The 21814-nt window shown below is 37.0% G+C and carries 22 protein-coding genes and 1 pseudogene; 4 read left to right on the forward strand and 19 right to left on the reverse strand.

What is annotated here, in order from left to right; all coding sequences use genetic code 11:
- Positions 1-122 precede the first annotated feature (122 nt).
- The 7 genes from lysA to deoB all read right to left on the reverse strand — a co-directional run bounded on the left by lysA (position 123) and on the right by deoB (position 7547).
- Positions 123-1439, reverse strand: a complete 1317-nt coding sequence (gene lysA / locus ACIQYS_RS11175) for a diaminopimelate decarboxylase (protein ID WP_402979239.1) — start codon at positions 1437-1439, stop codon at positions 123-125.
- 69 nt (positions 1440-1508) lie between these two features.
- On the reverse strand, positions 1509-2927 hold the full coding sequence (locus tag ACIQYS_RS11180) for a spore germination protein (RefSeq protein ID WP_402979458.1): 1419 nt from the start codon (positions 2925-2927) through the stop codon (positions 1509-1511).
- 26 nt (positions 2928-2953) lie between these two features.
- A complete protein-coding gene (locus ACIQYS_RS11185) occupies positions 2954-3739 on the reverse strand; it encodes a SigF/SigG family RNA polymerase sporulation sigma factor (protein WP_402979242.1) in 786 nt (261 codons plus the stop codon).
- The gene (gene spoIIAB, locus ACIQYS_RS11190; RefSeq protein ID WP_402979245.1) at positions 3739-4185 is read right to left on the reverse strand and encodes an anti-sigma F factor; all 447 of its coding nucleotides are present in this window, start codon (positions 4183-4185) and stop codon (positions 3739-3741) included. Before spoIIAB ends, ACIQYS_RS11185 begins: the two co-directional genes overlap by 1 nt.
- Complete coding sequence (locus ACIQYS_RS11195) at positions 4175-4531, reverse strand: STAS domain-containing protein (protein ID WP_402979248.1); 357 nt, start codon at positions 4529-4531, stop codon at positions 4175-4177. The genes spoIIAB and ACIQYS_RS11195 overlap by 11 nt, the downstream gene beginning before the upstream one ends.
- A 527-nt stretch (positions 4532-5058) precedes the next feature.
- Positions 5059-6348 (reverse strand): thymidine phosphorylase, encoded by a 1290-nt coding sequence (locus tag ACIQYS_RS11200; protein ID WP_402979251.1) that lies wholly within the window; start codon positions 6346-6348, stop codon positions 5059-5061.
- A gap of 20 nt (positions 6349-6368) precedes the next feature.
- Positions 6369-7547 carry a phosphopentomutase gene (gene deoB, locus ACIQYS_RS11205; RefSeq protein ID WP_402979254.1) on the reverse strand — a complete coding sequence of 393 codons (1179 nt, stop codon included), beginning with the start codon at positions 7545-7547 and terminating at the stop codon, positions 6369-6371.
- Between the two features lie 384 nt (positions 7548-7931).
- Here deoB and ACIQYS_RS11210 point away from each other — a divergent pair, with 384 nt between their 5' ends.
- On the forward strand, positions 7932-8555 hold the full coding sequence (locus ACIQYS_RS11210) for a transmembrane-type terpene cyclase (protein WP_402979257.1): 624 nt from the start codon (positions 7932-7934) through the stop codon (positions 8553-8555).
- A gap of 66 nt (positions 8556-8621) precedes the next feature.
- Here the strand turns inward: ACIQYS_RS11210 and xerD are convergent, their stop codons facing one another.
- From xerD to ACIQYS_RS11230, 4 genes are all read right to left on the reverse strand, one after another.
- Positions 8622-9524 carry a site-specific tyrosine recombinase XerD gene (gene xerD / locus ACIQYS_RS11215; protein WP_402979260.1) on the reverse strand — a complete coding sequence of 301 codons (903 nt, stop codon included), beginning with the start codon at positions 9522-9524 and terminating at the stop codon, positions 8622-8624.
- A 51-nt stretch (positions 9525-9575) separates the two neighbouring features.
- Entirely contained in the window at positions 9576-10016 is a 441-nt protein-coding gene (fur, locus tag ACIQYS_RS11220; protein ID WP_093273310.1) for a ferric iron uptake transcriptional regulator, read from the reverse strand.
- Positions 10017-10102: 86 nt separating this feature from the next.
- Positions 10103-10570, reverse strand: coding sequence for a hypothetical protein (locus tag ACIQYS_RS11225; RefSeq protein ID WP_402979265.1), 468 nt, complete (start codon positions 10568-10570; stop codon positions 10103-10105).
- A 56-nt stretch (positions 10571-10626) separates the two neighbouring features.
- Entirely contained in the window at positions 10627-11169 is a 543-nt protein-coding gene (locus ACIQYS_RS11230) for an NUDIX hydrolase (protein WP_402979268.1), read from the reverse strand.
- A gap of 69 nt (positions 11170-11238) precedes the next feature.
- Between ACIQYS_RS11230 and ACIQYS_RS11235 the strand changes: the two genes are divergently transcribed.
- On the forward strand, positions 11239-12141 hold the full coding sequence (locus ACIQYS_RS11235) for an aldo/keto reductase (protein WP_402979271.1): 903 nt from the start codon (positions 11239-11241) through the stop codon (positions 12139-12141).
- 206 nt (positions 12142-12347) lie between these two features.
- Here the strand turns inward: ACIQYS_RS11235 and ACIQYS_RS11240 are convergent, their stop codons facing one another.
- The 3 genes and pseudogenes from ACIQYS_RS11240 to ACIQYS_RS11250 form a co-directional block, all read right to left on the reverse strand.
- Complete coding sequence (locus ACIQYS_RS11240; protein ID WP_402979274.1) at positions 12348-12530, reverse strand: PspC domain-containing protein; 183 nt, start codon at positions 12528-12530, stop codon at positions 12348-12350.
- Positions 12531-12583: 53 nt separating this feature from the next.
- Positions 12584-13285, reverse strand: a complete 702-nt coding sequence (locus tag ACIQYS_RS11245; protein WP_402979277.1) for an HAD family hydrolase — start codon at positions 13283-13285, stop codon at positions 12584-12586.
- A gap of 12 nt (positions 13286-13297) precedes the next feature.
- Positions 13298-13707 (reverse strand): annotated as a pseudogene (locus tag ACIQYS_RS11250) (DUF4181 domain-containing protein).
- A gap of 205 nt (positions 13708-13912) precedes the next feature.
- Here ACIQYS_RS11250 and ACIQYS_RS11255 point away from each other — a divergent pair.
- Complete coding sequence (locus ACIQYS_RS11255) at positions 13913-14176, forward strand: AbrB/MazE/SpoVT family DNA-binding domain-containing protein (protein WP_402979461.1); 264 nt, start codon at positions 13913-13915, stop codon at positions 14174-14176.
- 88 nt (positions 14177-14264) lie between these two features.
- Here the strand turns inward: ACIQYS_RS11255 and ACIQYS_RS11260 are convergent, their stop codons facing one another.
- The 3 genes from ACIQYS_RS11260 to ACIQYS_RS11270 form a co-directional block, all read right to left on the reverse strand.
- Positions 14265-16388: an ATP-dependent Clp protease ATP-binding subunit gene (locus tag ACIQYS_RS11260; RefSeq protein ID WP_402979280.1), complete on the reverse strand. Its 2124-nt coding sequence runs from the start codon at positions 16386-16388 to the stop codon at positions 14265-14267.
- A gap of 230 nt (positions 16389-16618) precedes the next feature.
- Entirely contained in the window at positions 16619-16870 is a 252-nt protein-coding gene (locus tag ACIQYS_RS11265) for a YqkE family protein (RefSeq protein ID WP_483880186.1), read from the reverse strand.
- A gap of 18 nt (positions 16871-16888) precedes the next feature.
- Positions 16889-18070 (reverse strand): acetyl-CoA C-acetyltransferase, encoded by a 1182-nt coding sequence (locus tag ACIQYS_RS11270; RefSeq protein WP_402979286.1) that lies wholly within the window; start codon positions 18068-18070, stop codon positions 16889-16891.
- Positions 18071-18487: 417 nt separating this feature from the next.
- Between ACIQYS_RS11270 and ACIQYS_RS11275 the strand changes: the two genes are divergently transcribed.
- Entirely contained in the window at positions 18488-19417 is a 930-nt protein-coding gene (locus tag ACIQYS_RS11275; protein ID WP_402979289.1) for an alpha/beta hydrolase, read from the forward strand.
- A 23-nt stretch (positions 19418-19440) separates the two neighbouring features.
- Here the strand turns inward: ACIQYS_RS11275 and ACIQYS_RS11280 are convergent, their stop codons facing one another.
- Both ACIQYS_RS11280 and tkt read right to left on the reverse strand, forming a co-directional pair.
- Positions 19441-19662, reverse strand: a complete 222-nt coding sequence (locus ACIQYS_RS11280) for a YneF family protein (RefSeq protein WP_402979292.1) — start codon at positions 19660-19662, stop codon at positions 19441-19443.
- Positions 19663-19812: 150 nt separating this feature from the next.
- Complete coding sequence (gene tkt / locus ACIQYS_RS11285) at positions 19813-21813, reverse strand: transketolase (RefSeq protein ID WP_402979295.1); 2001 nt, start codon at positions 21811-21813, stop codon at positions 19813-19815.
- Position 21814 lies beyond the last annotated feature (1 nt).

Raw genomic sequence — 21814 nt, forward strand, 5'->3', positions numbered from 1 at the left:
ACATTTACCTAAATTACAAATTAGCATTTGGGGCTATAAAGATCCAATAAATAGCTCCCCATACAATACCAATTATTAATAACATGAGAAATAAAATAGTATTCGGTTTTTTCAACTTACCTTCACTCCTTTTCCATCGTTAGAGGAAGGTCAAGATGAACAATATCTTCTAAAGTTTCTCTTCTTACAGCTAATTGATGTTTTCCATTTTCCACAAAAACGACTGCAGGTCTAGCTAAGCGATTATAATTACTTGCCATGGCATATCCATAAGCACCAGTACAGAACATCGCTAAAATATCTCCTGGTTCTGCTTTTGGTAATTCGATATGTTCGATCAATTTATCGCCAGATTCACAACATTTACCAGCAATCGTGTACGCTTCATCTGCTTTTTCGTCTAGTTTATTTGCAATGACTGCATCATATAACGCGCCGTATAGGGCTGGACGAATATTATCCGACATTCCACCATCTACAGCCAAATAGTTACGAACGTCTGGCACTTCTTTTTCAGAACCGATTGTATACAAAGAAGTTCCCGCATCTCCAACTAGCGAACGGCCTGGTTCAATCCATATTTCAGGCATCGCAAAGTTTGTTTCTGCAATTAGGCTTTTTACGACCATAATCATTTCTTTTACATAAACAGAAGGTTCCAGCGGGGTATCTTCTTTCGTATACTTTATACCAAAGCCGCCGCCTAAATTTAATACGGTACACTCAAAATCATAATCATGATGCCATTCAATCATTTTTTTGATTAATTTTTCTGCTGCAACTTTAAATCCAATTGTTTCAAAAATTTGAGAACCAATATGACAATGGAGGCCGAGTAATTGAATGAAATCATCCTCATACACTTTCTGAAACGCAAGATCTGCTTGGCCATTTATCAAATCAAATCCAAATTTGGAATCTTGTTGTCCAGTAGTAATGTAGTCATGTGTATGTGCTTCTACCCCTGGAGTGACACGTAAAAGTATATTTACTTTTTGGTTATGTTCTGCAGTTAGTTGTTTTAATAACTCGATTTCATAGAAATTATCTACAACGATACAGCCTATATTATGTTCAATCGCTAGCAATAATTCTTCTTTACTTTTATTGTTCCCGTGAAAGTGTATTCGATCTACTGGAAATCCTGCTTTAATCGCTGTATATAACTCTCCGCTAGAAACTACATCAAGCGACAAATTTTCTTGTTTCATCACTTGATACATTGCCACACTAGAAAAAGCTTTACTCGCATAAGCCACTTGCGCCGGCACATTTTGTTCTTTAAACGTTTGGATAAATGCACGTGCTCGCTCTCTTATTAAAGACAAATCATATACGAATAATGGTGTTCCGTATGTTTTTGCTAATTCTAAACTGTCCATTCCACCTAATACTAAATGTCCTTTTTCATTTACCGCATGTGTTGATATCGTCACCAAATAAATCGCCTCTTTTCCTCTTTCGCTATAGAAACTTTACCACATTAAAAGAGGAGATTGCAATGGGTTTCACGCCCGCTTGCGAACAGATGATCGAGTAATAAACGGCCGCTTTGCATCAACCGGCATGGGAAAACGGACAAGTATTCGCATAAATGCTTTTGGAAAAAAAGGCATGGCCGGCCATAAATAAGGTACATTCAAAGGTCTTAACGATCCAACGTAAAAAAGCAAGATGACAAGCGCGACAAAAAAACCATTAGCACCGAATAGTGCCGTACAAAGTAGGATAAATGTTCGAAAGATTTTTGTCGAAATACTCAGTTCATAGGACGGTATAGCAAATGTAAAAATGGCAGTGATTGCTGTATACAGTATAACCTCTGGTACAAATAACCCGACATCTACCGCCATTTGTCCGATGACTAATGCTGCAATAATTCCCATCGCTGTCGATAAAGGCGTCGGCGTGTGAATGGCAGCTAGTCGTAAAAATTCAATCCCAACATCCGCGAAAATGATTTGTAATAAAAGAGGTATTTCTCCCGTTTCCTTTGGTCCAAAAAAGTCAAGTGAATTCGGCAAAAACTCCGGATGCTTCGAAAGTAAGTACCAAAAAGGAAGTAAAAATAAACTTAACACGAGCCCGCTCAAACGAATCCATCTCACTATCGTACCGATTAAAGGCGCCTGCCTGTATTCCTCCGCATGTTGCAAATGGTGGAATACCGTCGTCGGTACAATAATAGCAGATGGAGAAGTATCTACCACAAGCACGATATGCCCTTCTAGCAAATGGGCAGCCGCGATATCTGGCCTTTCCGTAAATCGCACAAATGGTAAGGGATGAAAACCTTGTTTAAACAACCATTCTTCAAGTGCCTTATCAGTCATCGTAAAGCCATCATGTTTTATTTGGTTCATTCTTTCTCGAATTTGCTTCAAATTGTCTTCATTTGCTATACCTTTTATAAACGAAATGGCAATATCTGTTTGACCTAAAGTCGATACTTGATGTAGTTCAAACCGTAAAGCTGTATCGCGAATCCTTCTTCTGATTAGCGCAGTATTTAGTACGATATTTTCCGTAAATCCATCCCTTGACCCTCTTACAACTTTTTCGTTATCGGGTTCTTCTGGATTCCTTCCTGGATAGGTCCGTACATCTATTGTATAAACAGAGCCATTATTTAAAATAAACGTAACTTGTCCACTTAGTAACGCGACAAGCCATTTCTCTTTGGAATCATACTGCGTAATCGAATAATAGGGAAAATAATGTTCAATAATTTCATTTTCATCGATTATTTCTTCTTGTATTTCTAATTGCGCATTCGTAAGTAACTCAGTCAGGACCATCCCATCAACTAATCCATTAATATAGACAAGCAATACGGGAAACTCATACAGATGCGTATGCAATGTTCCAAAATCGTACGATTCATTTACGCCGAATTTTTCTTTTAAATACGCTTCTGCTTCAGACATACTTGAAAATAAAGTATTCGTTTCAATCACCTATCTTTGGCTTTTGATTGCTCTTCAAAACCAGCTGGAACTAGCCACAATTTTAGCTGGCTTAATATTTTTTTCTCTAATCTCGACACTTGCACTTGAGATATCCCAAGTCGTTCGGCAATATCGCTTTGCGTACAGTCTAGGTAATATCGTAAGTAAATAATCATTTGTTCTCGTTTGTCTAGCTTTTCCAGTAGCTCTCTCAGTGGGATATGGTCAAATGACTTCTCCGAACGTTCATCTTTCATCTGATCCATTAATGTGAGTGCATCACCACTTTCATTTTCATACAATTGCTCTTGTAATGATGCGGGATCTCTTAATGCATCCGTTGCCATGACAATTTCTTCTCTCGATACTTCTAAAATACTAGCTAGTTCCAAAATTGTTGGTTGACGTTCATGTTTTTTTAGAAAATCATCGGTCGCATGGCGAATTTTAAAATTTAACTCCCTTATGGAGCGACTGATTTTCACCATTCCATCATCTCTTAAAAACCGCTGAATTTCTCCAATTATCATCGGAACTGCATACGTTGAAAATTTCACTTCATATGACAAATCAAACTTATCTACCGATTTCATCAGACCTATACAGCCAATTTGAAATAAATCCTCTAAATCCGCCCCTCGTGACGCAAAACGCTGTACGATAGACCAAACTAACCGAGTATTTCCTTCGATCATTTGCTGCCTTGCCTGCTTATCTCCAGCTTGTGCTAATGCGATGAGTTCCCTCATTTTTTCTTGGGTTAATAAAACCGACGGCTTATTATTCATCATTAGAGAATCCTACTAGATTCTTGAATTGGTACAAATCGCTTCGTAATAGTTACAGTCGTCCCCCTATCAGGAATTGAGTATATCTCTACATCGTCACTAAAGCTCTCCATAATTGTGAATCCCATTCCAGATCGCTCCTGCTCCGGCTTTGTCGTAAAAAGTGGCTCGCGTGCCTGGCTTACATCTCGAATACCTCGACCATAGTCCACAATAGATACGACTATTTCTCTATCTACTCGTTGGGCGTGAATTTCTATTTTCCCTACTCCGTCTTCTTCGTATCCATGTACAATAGCATTCGTTACCGCTTCAGATATAACTGTTTTAAACTCGGATAATTCTTCGATAGTTGGATCTATTGCCGCGATAAAACTGGACATTACCATTCTCGCTAATGCTTCATTCTCACTTTTTGCTATAAAAGATAGTGTGATCTCATTGTCCATAAACAATTCCCCCTAACTTTGACATAATTTCAATTTCTGATTCGTTATAGATGTAGGGACTTAATCCTGCAAACTGAAAAATTTTCTTCATCGTTGGTGAAGGATTAACGATAATTGTTTGTCCTTCGATTGGCGCAAGTTCACGCATTCTTCCGAGTATTAGCCCAATGCCGGAACTATCCATAAAATTTAAATCTTTTAAATTCCAAACTAATACTTTAATAGACCCATTTTTAATCAGTGGCACTATTTCATTTCGAATATCGGTTGTACTATGATGGTCTAATTCACCTTTTAATCGAATAATAATAATTTCGTCTCCAACTCTTTCTACTTCATGATTCATAAAATCGCCTCCTCTGATAGCGCAATTCTACATGAACAGATGTTATTCCTTGCGCTTGACAAAAGTAGAAGAAATGATATCTTATTAGTCGATTTTCGACAAAGGGCTTCTCGTTATAAGTATGGGATGATTTATTATTTTTTAATCAAAAAATAGGCATCTCGTAAAAGTTTTTATAAACCTTTACGGGATGCCTAATTGTTTACATAAATATTGAGTGCACATAGACTGCCGTATCCACACAAATCTACGGCATCTGATCATTAATATCATGCGATCATACTAGCGTCGTATATGCCCATAAACCCTCGCTATACGCCCATAAAAATACGGCATCCGATCATTAAAATATCCTGCGATCATACAAGCGTCGTATCCGCCCATAAACCTTCGCTATACGCCCATAAAAATACGGCATCCGATCATTAAAATACTATCCAATCATACAAGCATTGTATCCGCCCATAAATAATTCGCTCAAGAAAAAAACAGCCAAATTTGTAATTTGGCTGCTTACTTAATGAATATTACATTATCTTCAAAATAGACTTATTCTTCACTGGTTGAGCATCCGTAATCGAATATGCTTCCTCGATTAATCGGATAGACTCATCAACTGCATCTTTATTAGAATACAGAACTGCTAAAGTATCACCTTTTTTAATTGATTGCCCGGTAAGTGCCACTAATTTAACACCAGCGTCGAAATCTAGCACATCTGCTTTCGTCAAGCGACCCGCGCCTACTAAAAGAGAGGCTTTTCCGATTAGTTCTGCGTCTATCAAACTAATATGCCCATCTTGTCCAGCTTTCACTTCAATCTCATGCTTTGTAGTTTTCGCATGAATATCAGAAGCATCTCCACCTTGTGCAGTAATAAACTCTTTAAACTTAGCTAGTGCTGCACCATTTGAAAGTGTTTCTAATACTTTTTGCTCACTAGCCTCATCAGTGGCACCAGTAGCAAGTTGATACATTTTGGAAGAAATTGCGATTGTCACATCTAATAAGCCTTGTTCACTTGCTTTATAGTTGCTCAGGAAATCATGAGCTTCCGCAACTTCTAATTTATTCCCAATATTATGACCAAGTGGCTGATTCATATCGGTAATAACGACCGCTACTTTTCTGCCTAAACTTTCACCAATTTGAATCATCGTTTCAGCTAACTCGGAAGCATGCTCTATATCCTTCATAAATGCACCTTTACCGCATTTTACATCGAGAACGATTCCATCGGCACCACTCGCTATTTTTTTACTCATAATAGAAGATGCGATCAACGGAATACTATCAACAGTACCTGTCACATCTCGTAATGCGTACAGTTTTTTATCCGCAGGTGTTAAATTACCTGATTGGCCAACAATGGCGATTTTATGTTCATTTACTTGTTTAATAAATTCATCTGCTTCTAATTCCACATGAAAACCATCAATAGATTCTAATTTATCTACTGTACCTCCCGTAATTCCAAGCCCTCTACCGCTCATTTTGGCAATTGGAATGTTTAAAGAAGCTAAAATTGGTGCAACAAGTAAACTAACTTTATCGCCAATCCCACCAGTACTATGCTTATCCACTTTAAATCCTTCGATACTGGAAAGGTCGATAACGTCGCCTGATTCCACCATTGCCTTTGTTAGCCAAGCTGTTTCATTTTCATCCATTCCATGAATGAGAATTGCCATAAGCATGGAACTCATTTGGTAATCTGGCACCTCATCTTTTGTATATTTCGCAATCATATATTGTATTTCTTCTTCTGAAAGTGAACTGTTTCGTTTTTTCTTATCTATCAATTCAAGCATATTCATGTATTTTCCCGCCTTAATGTTTATTTTAATGAAGACAAAAAGCTTTCCCCAAATGCTGTTTTAGCAACATCAAAGTTGTCTACAATCGTAGCACCAATATCAGCAAAAGTCATGCGAAGTGGAAGCTCTTTCATTTCTTTTAATGCTGGAGAATAAATAGTTAGCGGAACAAATTCTCTCGTATGATCCGTTCCTGGCATAGTAGGATCATTTCCATGGTCCGCTGTAATAATAAGTAAGTCTTCTTCTGTTAACTTCGGTAACACTTCTTTTAAACGAGCATCGAATTCTTCTAGCGCTTTTCCGTACCCGATTGGATCACGACGATGGCCAAATGAAGCATCGAAGTCCACTAAATTTAAGAAACTTATACCAGTAAAATCTTTATCTAATGTCGCAATAAATTTATCCATGCCGTCCATATTGTCCGTTGTGCGTTCTGTCGAAGTAATTCCTTCTCCATTAAAAATGTCATAAATTTTGCCGATCGCTAAAACGTCTAGTCCAGCATCTTGTAATTCATTCATCGCTGTACGGCCAAAAGGTTTTAACGCATAATCATGACGATTAGAAGTTCGAGCAAAGTTTCCAGGCTGTCCGATAAATGGGCGTGCAATTACTCTGCCAACTAAAAATTCCTCGGAAAGTGTCAATTCTCTTGCCACTTCACAAATATGATAAAGTTCATCTAATGGTATAATTTCTTCGTGTGCAGCAATTTGTAAAACAGGATCTGCTGAAGTATAAACAATGATTGCTCCTGTTTTCATATGCTCTTCACCAAGTTCATCTAAAATGGCAGTACCACTCGCTGGTTTATTACCAATTACTTTACGCCCTATTTTTTCTTCTAAAGCAGTGATTAGTTCTTCTGGAAATCCATCCGGATATACTTTAAAAGGCTTATCAATGTTCAGTCCCATAATCTCCCAGTGACCAGTCATCGTGTCTTTCCCTACAGATGCTTCTTGCATTTTCCCAAAATATGCAGTTGACTTTTCTACTCGTTCGATCCCTTGAATGGTATCAATATTACCAAGGCCAAGTTTTTGCATTTCAGGCATGTGAAGCCCATTCATTTTCTTTGCAATATGTCCTAAAGTATGCGATCCGACATCTCCAAATGCAGCAGCATCAGGTGCTTCACCAATTCCAACGGAGTCCATAACAATTACATGTATGCGCTTAAATTTGTTCATCTTTTTACCTCCTAGTGTCTTCTCTAGTTTACCAAAAATATTCAGATTGTACAGGTCAGACCTCTGACTTATATATTAGATTTTATATGTTTCTATTATAACAATATTTGTATCCGAAACGAAATAAACAGCCAGTCGGAGGTAAAATAAAATACCGACGACTGGCTGTAAAAAGAAATGATCTCTACCTATTATGTATTTTCTTATTGTTCTAAGATTCAATAAACCAAGATGGTTTTTCCAGATTGTTTTTGCGTAAATTTAATAAAGGAGCCTTCTTTGTAAATAACCCACTTTTGACATAAACAATGAATTTCTACTCATATAGTGTCAGAGGAAAGATTATTTTTTTATTTTCACGATTGTTTATAATGGAGGATGTTTATGATTAATCAAGAGGATTTTCTTTCAATTTTACAATTAGGTACTGGCCTGTTTTGGATAATTACATATATACTTATTATAAAACGTGGATTTCAAGATAAGAATTATGGAATGCCTATGGTAGCAATTTGTGCAAATATATCATGGGAATTCATCTTTTTATTCATTTTTCCAAATGATGATCGGCAAAAAATAATCACAAGCGCTTGGTTCGTACTGGACATTATTATTGTGATTCAATATTTAATCTTTGGCCGTAAGGAATTCAAAAAATATATTTCAGTAAAGCATTTCTATTCATCTTTTTTCATAACACTAGGAGTAAGCTTTCTAATTATTATTGCTATGACACTTGAATTTAATGACTTTGAGGGAAAATACGCTGCTTTTTTACAAAATTTAATGATGTCCGGACTGTTTATCTCGTTATTATTAAGTAGAGGTAACTCAAGCGGTCAATCCATATCCATCGCGGTTTTTAAAATGCTCGGAAGCTTATTAGCTTCTATTGCATTCTTTCTTTATTTTAGAACGTACTTGATTACAATACTTTCTTTAGCTACTTTAATTTATGATTGGATTTATATTGTTCTTGTATGCAAGTTATATAGAAAAAGAGCATAAGAATGTCAGGTTCTCATTAAACTCTAAAATTACATGAGAACCTAGCACTCAAAATCCAAACAGCACTCAAGCCCTCGGATGAAACTGTTTATAAACCTCTTTCAAACGTTTTTTACTCACATGCGTATAAATTTGTGTAGTAGAAATATCTGCATGCCCTAGCATCTCTTGAACGGCTCGTAAATCCGCTCCATTCTCGATTAGATGGGTTGCAAACGAATGTCTGAGTATATGCGGTGTAATGTCTTTTTGTATGCCTGCGTTCAGTACATGCTTATTTAATAGTTTCCAAATACCTTGTCTTGTTAATCGTTTACCCCTTTGACTGATAAAAATAGCATCTGTTCTTTCCGCTTGTTTCAATAGTTTCGGTCTAGCTTCTTCTAAATACCTCTCACAAGCGCGTATCGCCGCACCACCGAGCGGAATAATGCGCTCTTTTCCACCTTTACCGAAAACACGAACAAAACCCATCGTTAAATGTAAGTCTTCTAAATCTAGATTTAAGCATTCGCTTATCCGCATACCGCTTGCATACATTAACTCAAACATCGCTAAGTCACGAATACCTTGAGGTTTAGATAAATCGATACTATTCAATAAATTCGTTAACTCTTCTACCGATAAAAAATTGGGCAGTTTTTGCTCAATTTGTGGAAGCTCTAAATGGATCGTTGGGTCTTTACTTGTCACTTTTTCACGTAGTAAAAACTGGTGAAATGATCGGATTGATGAAATATGCCTTGCAATTGTGCGGGCAGACTTGCCTTCTTCTTTTAATTTGCGAAGATGAACGAGAATATGCTGTCTCTCGACAAGATCTAGATTATGTAGTTGCTGTGTTTCTAATACGGATTGTATGTAATCGACTAAATCTTTTTGATATGATACTAATGTGTTTTCCGCTAACTGGCGTTCAATCCGTAAAAAATGTATATAATCTTCTAAGTGTACTAATCCGTTTTTCAAAAAAGGACCTCCCTATGAAAAAAAGAATAGCATATGCTATCCTTTTTTTGGTTATTTATCTTGGCAGCGATGACATACCCCGTGGAACGTTAAACGATGGTCTTTAATTTTAAAGTTCCATTTATTTTCAACAATTGCTTCCACGTCTTCTAGTAAATCCTCTTGAATTTCATCTACTGCACCACATTCAATACAAACTAGATGGTGATGGAAATGGGCTGCCCCTTCTTGTCTTAAATCGTAACGGGATACGCCATCTCCAAATTGAATTTTGTCTACTACGTTCAATTCATTTAACAATTCGAGCGTACGGTAAACTGTTGCGAGTCCAATATCTGGAGATTTCTCTCTTACTAATAAAAATACATCTTCCGCACTTAAATGGTCTTCTTCGTTTTCAAGCAAAACACGAACCGTCGCTTCTCGCTGCGGCGTCAGTTTATAGCCCGCACCAGATAATTGTTTTTTGATTCGATCAATACGGCTTTCCATACGACGCCCCCCTAAACTTCTTCCATTATACCAATAAATGAATTCTCATTACAAGACATTCACTTAATAATAATTATTAAAAAGAATTAATTATTATATAATACAAATGGTATAAAGAAGAACTCTATAATAATAACAATTCCATAAAGGGATAGCGAGAACAAATTGACCCGGTTTGCAAGTGCTAGAAGAAGTAAACAATAGATTAGTTGAAACGGAAACCACCAAAATACATAAGGAAATGTAGATTCTTGTGTTTGAAGCAAGTAACTAGAGCCAAACCCGTAAAACGTAATTCGAAACGCACAAATGATTAAAATGAGTTTGCGCAAATAACGATGCTGATAAAACAAAAAGAATACGACAGCGATCATGATATGCGGAAAAATAGTTTCCAGAAAAGTAGGTTGTTCTAATAATAGAACACGTGCGTCCAGGAGATTAATAATCCATTGCTGCTGATCTGGTGTACTTTTTTCAAAGAGATATAAACCACCAATAAAGCTAAAAACGAGTACGCATAGTGAAATGAGAATAGTATAAGACTGGTTCAAGTTGGAACACCTCCCTATCTATTCTCATCATATGCTTGTACTATGTTTAAAGATGTCTATTTTAAGTAGTTTTTTACCCATAGAAATGCAAAAGCAGTTTTAGCATCATATATTTGTTTACTACTAATCATAGATTCCATTTCGTCTAAAGAAACATGCATCAATTCGACAAATTCATCCTCATCCAATTCTGCCTTTTCTTCTACTTTCACAATATTCTCTGCTAAGTAAAGGTGAATAATTTCATCTGCAAATCCTGGAGATGTGGCAAACGATTGAATATATTGCAATTTGTTTGTTGTGTACCCTGTTTCTTCTTCTAACTCTCTTAAAGCCGTTACTTCTGGCGCTTCGTTTGGTTCAATTTTTCCGGCTGGGATTTCAATAATCGAACGCTCTAAAGCTTTTCGATATTGCTCGACTAAAATGATCTTTTTGTCTTTTGTAATTGCAATAATTGCTACTGCTCCTGGATGCTTCACAATTTCTCTTTTTCCAGTTTTCCCATTCGGTAATTCTACGTCATCTACTTGTAAAGTTATGATTCTACCTTTAAACTTCTGTTCTGTTTGAATGGTTTTTTCTTCGAATTTTTTCATTTTTTCATTTCCTTTCATTTGAAACTGTCTTTCTCACATTGTACCATGGAGAAAAGGACGTGATACAAATTGAAGAAAAGACAATTAGGAAAAAGTGATTTATTCGTTTCAGAGATAGGCTTAGGTTGTATGTCACTACCAACCAATCAAAAAGATGCAGATAAAATATTGCAAGTCGCACTCGATCACGGCATCAATTATTTCGATACAGCAGATTTATACAATAATGGGGAAAATGAAAAAATTGTCGGAAATGCACTGAAAAGTAATCGAGAGCAAATTATTTTAGCAACAAAAGTCGGCAATCGAATGAATGAAACAGGAGATGGCTGGTCATGGGATCCTTCAAAAAAATGGATTAAAACGGCTGTGCATGAATCATTAAAACGACTTCAAACAGATTATATTGACGTGTACCAATTGCACGGTGGCACGATGGAAGATGATGCTGATGAAGTGATTGATACAATGGAATCGCTGAAAAAAGATGGCCTTATACGTGCATACGGCATTTCTTCCATTCGCCCGAATGTGATCAATCGTTTTTTAAAGAAAAGTAATGCAGTTTCGGTCATGATGCAATATAGTTTACTAGATCGAAGACCGGAAGAATGGCTGCCATTACTAGAGAAACATCAAGTGTCTTTACTTAGTCGTGGAACGCTTGCAAAAGGGTTATTAACTGCTGAAGGTATGAAACGGACAAATAAAACAGGTGAGTATTTAGCATATTCAAAGGAAGAATTATTGAAAGCGATTGAGAAACTACAAGCATTAAATGCTCCAATAACTGCGGTTGCGCTCCACCATGTACTAGAGCAGAAAGCTACGGGATCTATGATTGTTGGTGCAAGCAGTACGGAACAGCTTTTAGAAACAGTGGAGGCATACAATACGGACGTTTCTGAGGATGTGCTAGTAAAAGCCCTGGAGATCACAAAGCAAGATATGTACACAGAGCATCGGGCTTAACTACACGAAACCGCTGAACGTGGAAGTTCAGCGGTTTTTGTTGGATTGTAGGCTGGATCTTGCGATTCAGAGTCATTAGCTTGCGATTTGCATATGGTATCTTGCGATTCGAAGAAAACTACCCTATATTTAATTATCAACCTCTCCCAAAAAGTCAGCCTCAAACCGAAAATGAACATACATGTCTTTTCACTTTTTAGGATGATCTAATATAATTTATTATCTTTTTCTAAAGTCACTGCTAAAAATAAATACACAATAATAGATGTTGGACTTGTAAATAAAAATATTAACCTAACAATGGTGGATGATATACCGAAAAATTCTGCAATCCCTCCACAAATTCCTCTTAAAAACCTATCTTTTGATGATTTCTTTAATTTTTGCACAATAATGCCTCCCTCACTAAAAGGTTTGCTACATTTGTCATATTACTGTAAATTCATCTTTTCACGCTCTGTGATTCAATCATCATACTTTCATTATCCAAATTTTTTATCATAGTTGGAAGCTCCCCTAAATCCGTAACTACCAAATCAGTCTCAAATGCATCCCATTGAGCATCTTTTTTCCAAATACCTTTCATTCCCAACTGCTCGGCCGCTAAAATATCATTTACAGGATGGTCCCCTACAAAAACACTTGCACTTGGAGCGATATTTAACCTCATTAATGCTCTTACAAATATCGCAGGATCTGGTTTTTTAATTCCTTCAGTCTCCGAAACTAAAATTGCATCAAAATACTTTTCAATTTCTAAAGCCCTTATATTGTCCATCTGAAATTGACCAAATCCATTTGTAATCATCCCTAAAACTAGGTCATTCTTTTTCACTTCCTCTAACATACTAAGTAGATTCGGAAAAGGAACGCAATGATGCTTAAACTCACTTATATAGTCTTGCAACAAATACTCCCAATCTATTTCTACAATATCGAATTCTTCTACTAATTGTTGATATACTTTATCTTTCCACACATATCCACGACTATCTAACTTAATAAATCTAGTCATATATTTCTCTCTAGGTATATGCCCTAAATAGTTTCTTAATCGATCGTATTGATTTTCTATAAATTTTTTTACCGATGCATCTCGGTCTAGTAAAGTCCCATCCAAGTCAAATAATACTGCCTGAATCATCCATCTATCCCCCTAATTAATCAATCCCAAAAAGTTAGTCTGTGCAAATGCAAAAATAATGATTATCATAAATACCATTTCACTTAATGTAAATATATAATCCTTCCGATTAGTAGCATATTTCCACTCCATAAAAGCACGTACTAATTCGTCCAAAACAAAATAAATCATTAAAACACCAAAAAAATACAATGGAATATTTGCTAATTCGGGGGTCCAATATTCCATATATTGTAAATAATAATGAGAACAAAAAATGTAATATGTAATATCCCACCAATTTTTTTATGTAGATCATTTGCGTATCTATTGGAAAACACACTCTTCTTTTCTACTTTCAGTACTTTTGTCATAATTTTATTAAAAACATACATTAACACAAATACAGAAACAACAAACAGTCCTATCTTTCCCCACACCATGTAAAATCACCTTCCATTAGTGGTAGTTATTTCTATCTTTTTTACAGTTTAGCATAATACTTCGCTTATTTCTCTAATAATTCAATTAGTTTAAATGTATACTTGGATATATTTTAACAGAGAGGGATGTTATTTTGGATGAAAGAAATGAAAAACAAGGAGTGATCCAATTGGTTACAAAAGCAATGGGGAAATAGGTGTCCGTATTCCTAAGTCCATTGCAGATAAACACAGCATTAAAGAAGGATCAGAAATGAATATGTATGCCGATGACAATATGATTACATTAGAAACTGTGAAAACTATTTATACGCTGGACGAATTAGTTTCACAAATCACGGATGAAAACAGACATTCATCTGTTATAAAAGCAAGATCAGTGAAACTAAAAGTAACATTATCTAGCAACGACGATTTACAAGTCATTATCGAAGCATGCTTGGCGAAGATTAAAACTTTAGTAAATTAAAACCACTTCCTATTCATAATGGAAGTGGTTTTAATTAGGATTGTCTTTCTCGTAAAAACACCCCCTTTTTAGGGGGTGTTAGACGTCATTATGCTTTTCGAACAACAATTTCTTCATCCACAACATCTACATGGACCTTTTCAATATGTTCTTCTTCCAAAATAAGATCTGTAAACGGATCCTCAATTTTATCTTGAATGACTCTGCGAAGAGGTCGAGCACCGAACCGTTTATCGTAACCTAGTTTGACCAATGCATGTTTTGCTTCTGAGGAAATCGTTATGTCAATATCATTTTCTGCAATCGTAGCTTGTAAATCTCCAAGCATCAAGTCCACGATTTCAAGTAAATTTTCTTCTGTTAGTTCATTGAATGCAACAATCGCATCAAAACGGTTGAGAAATTCCGGTTTGAAATAAGTCCCTAACATTTCGAGCATGTTGACGGATTCATGTACTGTTTGATTGAACCCTACACTTACTTTTTTGTCGCCTGTTCCAGCGTTACTCGTCATAATGATGACCGTATCTTTGAAGCTGACTGTTCGGCCTTGCGAATCCGTTAACCGACCATCTTCCATTATTTGAAGGAACATATTTTGGACGTCTGGATGCGCCTTTTCGATTTCATCCAGCAGTAAAATGGAATATGGATTACGGCGAACATGTTCTGTCAGTTGACCGGCTTCCTCATGTCCTATATATCCTGGAGGAGAGCCAATAATTTTAGATATCGAATGCTTCTCCATATATTCACTCATATCGAGACGGATTAACGAATCGCGTGAACCAAATAGTTCCTCTGCCAACACTTTTGTAATCTCCGTTTTACCGACACCTGTAGGACCGACAAATAAGAAAGAGCCAATTGGTCGATCTTTAGATTTGAGCCCTGCACGGCTGCGACGGATGGCTTTGGCAATTTTATCGACCGCATCTTGTTGGCCAATCACTTTTTTTCCGAGATTTTCTGCGATTCCCTTCATTTTCGCTTGTTCCGCCGTTTGTAGTTTTGTCACAGGAATTCCTGTTTTTTCTTCTACTATCAACTCAATATCTGCAACCGTCACTTCTACTTGAGGGATGTCCCCATTTTGTTTCGCTTGTTCCAATTGTTTACGCAATTGAATTTCCTCTAAGCGTAAATTTGCCGCTTTCTCGTAGTTTTCCTTTTCTGCCGCTTTTTCTTTTTGTTGAATGACTTCGTTAAGACGTGTTACGATTGACTCTGAATCTGCTGATGTATGTGCCAGATTTAACCTTGCCCCTACTTCATCCATCAAATCGATTGCTTTGTCTGGTAAAAATCTATCTTGAATATATCGTTGTGATAACGTAACACAAGCTTGAATCGCCTCATCCGGATAGCGTACTTCATGGAAATTTTCATAACGATCTTTAATCCCGTTTAAAATGTGAATCGTATCTTCCGTAGACGGTTCCTTCACAATAATCGGTTGGAAACGGCGCTCTAGTGCAGCGTCTTTTTCAATTTGACGATATTCTTTCAACGTCGTTGCACCTATAAGTTGCAGTTCCCCGCGTGCTAAAGCGGGTTTCAAAATATTCCCGGCATCCATTTTTGAACCTTCTGCCGTACCTGCCCCAACGAGTAAGTGGATTTCATCGACGAAGAGAATCACGTCTTTTCGTGTTTGAAGTTCTTCTATCAATTGTTTCATCCGTTCTTCGAATTGCCCTCGAATACCCGTGTTCGATACGAGTGAAGCGACATCTAACAAGTACACTTGTTTGTTCAACAATTTCACAGGTACATCGCCTTCGTGGATTTTCACTGCAAGCCCCTCGGCAATGGCTGTTTTCCCAACACCCGGTTCTCCGATTAAGACAGGATTATTTTTATTTCTTCTATTTAACGTTTCAATGACGCGCTTTACTTCTTGGTCACGTCCGATAACTGGGTCGATCCGCCCTTCTTTAGCATCGTTTGATATATTTTTACCAAGTTTGTCTAACAAACTATTGCCATGATGTTCCTCGGCCTGTCTTGTTTGAGTTCGTGGCTTTTGACCGCCATTTGCTTTGGAAAAATGTTGTGCATCATTGCTAAATGACGGCATTTTTCCTGCAGTCAATTGTGATTGAATATCTTGAAAACAAGATTGACACAGGTGCATTTGCATTCCTTGATGATTCACCTGCACTCTCAAACTCATCGTTGCGTCGTTTTTATTACAATGTTGACATTTCATACTTGTTTCCTCCTTCAATTAACCATTTGACTTTGACTATCTTTAACCTTAGTATACACTGACCTATTTTGACTTTCAAATTATTTGCTTGGGTTTTGATTGGATTCATTACATCCTAAAATTAACTACTACTAGCAATGGAATACATCAGACATGAATAGATAACAAATAAAAACTGCCCAGAAATCCGTCAGTTAGATTTCTGGGCAGTTTTTTATTTTGTAATTCACTTAAAACTTCGAACCGCCATACCCATACTCATCAAGTAGCTCTTCAAAAGTTTTATTTTTTTCTTTTTGCTTTTTTTCAAAAGCAAGCTGTGCTTGTCTTTCTTCTTCTTTCGCTTGCTCTTTTGCTACTAGTTGTTTCTTTGTTTCTTTTAATTTATCCAGCACATCGGAAGAAAGCTGATCAAATAGACCATTTCCTTCTTCTTTTTTTGCTACTGGCTTTACTTGTTGTTTTTGTTTTTTCTTTGCCAAATGGTTCACCTTCTTATGTTAACGTTTAACGATTGTCGCTACTCCTTGTCCTCCGCCGATACAAAGCGTTGCAAGGCCTGTTTTCGCATCTTGTTTCTCCATTTCATGAAGTAAAGATACTAAAATACGTGCACCACTTGCACCGATTGGGTGACCAAGTGCAATAGCTCCACCGTTCACATTTAGTTTATCATGATTAAATGATAATTCTCTATCGACTGCAATCGATTGTGCCGCAAACGCTTCATTTGCTTCGATTAAATCAATATCACTAAGCGCTATTTGCGATTTTTGTAACACTTTTTTTACTGCTTCCACAGGTCCAATTCCCATGACACTTGGATCTACTCCGGCAGATGCATTTGCAACAATAGTAGCTAGTGGTGTTATCCCTAATTCTTCCGCTTTTGCTTTAGACATAACGACTACAGCAGCTGCTCCGTCATTAATACCAGAAGCATTTCCTGCAGTTACGGATCCATCCTTCTTAAATGCTGGACGAAGCGTACTTAATTTTTCTTGGGTTGATCCTTTTTTCGGATATTCATCCGTATCAAAAATGATTGGATCTCCTTTACGTTGTGGAATTTCTACCGGTACGATTTCATCCGCAAATTTTCCTTCTGCTATGGCGTTTACAGCTCGCGCTTGTGATCTCGCTGAAAAAGCATCTTGCTCTTCTCTTGTAATATTATACTGATCGCACAAGTTTTCTGCAGTAATTCCCATGTGATAGTCGTTAAATGCACACCATAAACCATCAGAAATCATACTATCTACCACTTTTTGATCGCCCATGCGGAAGCCATCTCTAGCATTTTTTAATAGATAAGGGGCTTGGCTCATATTTTCCATTCCACCAGCAACGATAATGTCCGCATCCCCAGCAATGATTGCTTGTGTCGCAAGGTGGATTGCTTTAAGACCAGATCCACAAACTTTGTTAATAGTTAGAGCTGGCACAGCTACAGGTAGGCCGGCTTGGATGGAAGCTTGTCTCGCTGGATTTTGTCCTAAGCCCGCTTGAAGTACATTCCCCATAATCACTTCATCTACCGACTCTTTCGATACACCTGCTTTTTCTAATGCTTGTTCAATAACAATGGCACCTAACTTAGTTGCTGGCACATCTTTTAATGCTCCTTGAAAGGAACCAATTGCCGTTCTAACTGCACTTACGATAACAACTTCGTTTGTCATATTCATTTCCTCCTCATTTTCCCTATATTTTTACCCATCTTCGACTTCCCTTTTAATTCTACTAAATATCTTTAAAAGTTGCTTGTTTAAGCAACGATTCTTACAATAGAATTGGAGGGTTGCTCATTACTAGTTTATCAAAGAAGCTGACAATTATCGAGATAGACTACGGGACGGAATACAAAACGAAAATAATAGAATTAAAACAACTGCAAAAAGTATGCATGAACTTCTACCAATTGTGGAAAAATTATTAGAAGAAGGATATTTCTTATGAGCAATTAGTTTAAGTGGTAGTCCTTTTACTCTTTTTGCCACAGAATATGTAGCAACCGAAGATGTTGTGAATATGCTAAAACAAATGAGCATCGACACAAATATGTATAAATTATCCAGAAGTAAGTAGGAGTGGAGGCTATGAAGAAAAGAGTAATCGTTTGGACGAGTATTTTTACAAGCGCTATCACAGCGATCACCACCGTATTTGGTTTTATTGTTACGAACAAGCTCATGTATATGAAGAAAAAAGAAAATGATTTCATATTGAATCGTGAAATTACGTCAAAACGACTAGACGAGGCTTGGTTTCGTGCAGTGAATAAAACAGAACAGTGGATCGAGTCAAAAAATGGATATTCTTTAAAAGCAATTTTTGTAGAACCACTGGAAACAAAAAACTATGTAATTATTTGCCATGGTGTGACCGAAAATAAAATTAATTCGCTTCGCTTTGTACGGATGTTTGAAAGACTCGGGTTCAACAGTGTCGTCTATGATCATCGAAGACATGGGGATTCTGGTGGAAAAACGACTAGTTTCGGTTTTTATGAAAAGATCGATTTACAATCTATTGTAGAAGTAGTACGTGATCGAGCAGGAGATAACGCGGTAATCGGCATACATGGTGAATCGATGGGTGCAGCAACTATGCTACTATATGCAGGTTCTATAAAAGATGACGCAGATTTTTATATTTCTGATTGTGCATTTTCTAATTTTGAAGAGCAAGTTTCTCATATCATAAAACAAACAACCCCACTACGTACAGGGCTTGCCATTCGATTTGCTAATTTGTTTTTAAAAATGCGGGACGGCTATACATTAAATCTAGTGTCGCCAATTGATGTAGTAGATAAGATTAAAAAGCCAGTGCTATTTATTCATAGTTTACAGGATGATTTTATACTTCCGAAAATGACCGAAGAATTATTCGAGCAGAAAAAAGGGCCTAAGACAATAAAACTATTTGATATTGGCTTGCACGCAAAATCGTTTAACGAAAATAGTGAAGGATATGAGCAAGTCGTTGCAGACTTTTTACTAGAAAATAAGTTACTGAATAAGTAAAAAGCACTCTTTGTAGAGTGCTTTTATTTATTTTGCATTTTATTCATTTGGTTCATCATTTGTTTCACTTGTTTTTCAGAAGGCTTACGTCCCATTTGCGCCATCATCATTCGAAGCATTTGTTCATTAATAGGTGGATTTTCTTTTAAGTATTTCATCATATATTGACGTGCTGCAAAGAAACCAGCAACTGCACCAACGATTAACCCAGCGATTACAATAATAATCCATATCCAAGTCTGCATATTTTTTTCCTCCTTTACGTACTTGTCTACGTGTACAAGACACCACTGAAAATTATACTATATATTTCCCATGTATTCTATATAAATTAAAAGAAAAAAGCAATTCGAATACTATTAACGACAAGTATTCGAACTGCTTTTTTGCTTTGTTTATTTTTGAAGTAAGTTTTTCATTTTCGATACAACATTTTCTACAGAGAAACCGTACTCTTTCATGACAATTTCACCTGGTGCACTTGCACCGAACTGATCAATCGCAATTACGTCTCCTTCAAATCCAACATAACGATGCCATCCTAGAGATGCTCCCATTTCAATCGCTAATCGTTTTGTTAAATGAGATGGTAATACAGATTGTTTATAGGCTGCATCTTGTTTCTCAAATAAATCCCATGATGGCATCGAAACAACAGAAACTTGAATGTCTTCGTTGGCAAGCGCTGCCTGCGCTTCTACTGCAAGACTTACTTCTGAACCTGTAGCAAGTAGAATTGCTTCTGCGTTATCATTTGGTGAAATTACATATGCTCCTCTTGCTACTCCTTCACTCGCTTGCTCTACAGAACCTTTTAATGTTGGTAAGTTTTGACGAGATAAAACAAGCACAGTAGGATGATCTTTCGCAGAGACAGCAAGTTTCCATGCCTCCGCCGTTTCGTTTGCATCTGCAGGACGCACTACTGATAATCCTGGCATTGCGCGTAATGAAGCTAAATGCTCAATTGGTTCATGTGTTGGTCCGTCTTCCCCAACTGCAATACTATCATGTGTAAATACGTATGTTACTGGTAGTCCCATAAGCGCCGATAAACGAATGGCTGGTCGTACATAATCACTAAATACGAAGAATGTTCCACCGAAAACGTTCAAGCCTCCATGAAGTGCCATACCGTTTAATGCAGCACCCATAGCGAATTCACGCACACCGAACCAAATATTTTTGCCTGCATAATTCTCAACGGCAAAATCTCCTGCATTTTTCATCGTTGTTTTGTTTGAACCTGCTAAATCTGCACTTCCTCCAAAGAACGAAGGTAGATTTTGAGCAATCGCATTAATCGCATCACCTGACGCAGAACGAGTTGCATGGGATGATCCTTCTTCATATGTCTTCAAGGCATCTGCAAAATTCGCTGGTAACTCTCCACTAATTGCTTGCTTTAGTGTAGTAGCAAGCTCAGGAAATGCTGCTTCATAAGCACTAAACGTTTCATTCCATGCTGATTCTTCTTTAACACCTTGGCGTTCTGAAGCTTGTTTGAATGTTTCATACACTTCTTCCGGCACATGGAAATCCCCTTCGTATGCCCATTCGTATGCCGCTTTTGCTAAAGCAGTTTCATCTTTACCTAAAGGCATACCGTGTGCGTCCGATTTACCCGCTCTATTTGGAGAACCAAAACCTATTACTGTTTTTACTTCAATGATCGTTGGTTTATCATTTTGTGATTTTGCTTTATCGATTGCAGCGGAAATTTCAGTGATATCATTTCCGTCTTTTACTAAAATATAGTTCCAACCATAAGATTCAAATCGTTTCTCAATTTTCTCAGAGAAAGATTTATGTAAATCTCCATCTAGAGAGATGTCATTACTATCATATAAAACGACTAACTTATCTAATTGTAAATGTCCTGCAAGCGAGATTGCCTCTGCTGCAACACCTTCCATTAAATCGCCGTCCCCACAAAGGGCATATGTGTAATGATCAACAATAGCATGATTATCTTTATTGTATGTAGCGGCTAAATGAGCTTCTGCCATCGCCATACCTACTGCCATTCCAATTCCTTGTCCAAGAGGACCTGTTGTTGCTTCTACACCAGCAGTATGACCAAACTCTGGATGTCCTGGAGTTTTAGAGCCCCACTGTCTGAAATTTTTAATCTCTTCCATTGGTAGATCGTATCCACCAAGATGAAGTAGACTATAAAGAAGCATCGAACCATGACCAGCGGATAAAACAAAACGGTCACGATTGAACCAATTTGGGTTATTAGGATTGTGACGTAAATGCTTTGTCCATAATGTATAAGCCATTGGTGCAGCTCCCATTGGAAGACCTGGATGGCCTGAATTCGCTTTATCAATGGCATCAATAGATAATGTACGAATTGTATTAATTGCAAGTAAATCTGACTGTAATGACATA

The sequence above is a fragment of the Psychrobacillus sp. NPDC096426 genome, from assembly GCF_044762745.1.
In the GTDB taxonomy this organism is placed as follows: Bacteria; Bacillota; Bacilli; order Bacillales_A; family Planococcaceae; genus Psychrobacillus.

What these genes read in the sequence shown, in the direction of transcription:
- ACIQYS_RS11275 (WP_402979289.1), top strand. Translation starts at nt 18,488, where the DNA reads ATGAAGAAAAGAGTAATCGTTTGGACGAGTATTTTTACAAGCGCTATC.
- ACIQYS_RS11245 (WP_402979277.1), bottom strand. Translation starts at nt 13,285, where the DNA reads ATGATTCAGGCAGTATTATTTGACTTGGATGGGACTTTACTAGACCGA.
- ACIQYS_RS11270 (WP_402979286.1), bottom strand. Translation starts at nt 18,070, where the DNA reads ATGACAAACGAAGTTGTTATCGTAAGTGCAGTTAGAACGGCAATTGGT.
- fur (WP_093273310.1), bottom strand. Translation starts at nt 10,016, where the DNA reads ATGGAAAGCCGTATTGATCGAATCAAAAAACAATTATCTGGTGCGGGC.
- deoB (WP_402979254.1), bottom strand. Translation starts at nt 7,547, where the DNA reads ATGAACAAATTTAAGCGCATACATGTAATTGTTATGGACTCCGTTGGA.
- tkt (WP_402979295.1), bottom strand. Translation starts at nt 21,813, where the DNA reads ATGTCATTACAGTCAGATTTACTTGCAATTAATACAATTCGTACATTA.
- ACIQYS_RS11280 (WP_402979292.1), bottom strand. Translation starts at nt 19,662, where the DNA reads ATGCAGACTTGGATATGGATTATTATTGTAATCGCTGGGTTAATCGTT.
- ACIQYS_RS11230 (WP_402979268.1), bottom strand. Translation starts at nt 11,169, where the DNA reads ATGAAAAAATTCGAAGAAAAAACCATTCAAACAGAACAGAAGTTTAAA.
- ACIQYS_RS11210 (WP_402979257.1), top strand. Translation starts at nt 7,932, where the DNA reads ATGATTAATCAAGAGGATTTTCTTTCAATTTTACAATTAGGTACTGGC.
- ACIQYS_RS11180 (WP_402979458.1), bottom strand. Translation starts at nt 2,927, where the DNA reads ATGTCTGAAGCAGAAGCGTATTTAAAAGAAAAATTCGGCGTAAATGAA.
- spoIIAB (WP_402979245.1), bottom strand. Translation starts at nt 4,185, where the DNA reads ATGGACAATGAGATCACACTATCTTTTATAGCAAAAAGTGAGAATGAA.
- ACIQYS_RS11200 (WP_402979251.1), bottom strand. Translation starts at nt 6,348, where the DNA reads ATGAATATGCTTGAATTGATAGATAAGAAAAAACGAAACAGTTCACTT.
- ACIQYS_RS11195 (WP_402979248.1), bottom strand. Translation starts at nt 4,531, where the DNA reads ATGAATCATGAAGTAGAAAGAGTTGGAGACGAAATTATTATTATTCGA.
- ACIQYS_RS11260 (WP_402979280.1), bottom strand. Translation starts at nt 16,388, where the DNA reads ATGAAATGTCAACATTGTAATAAAAACGACGCAACGATGAGTTTGAGA.
- ACIQYS_RS11185 (WP_402979242.1), bottom strand. Translation starts at nt 3,739, where the DNA reads ATGATGAATAATAAGCCGTCGGTTTTATTAACCCAAGAAAAAATGAGG.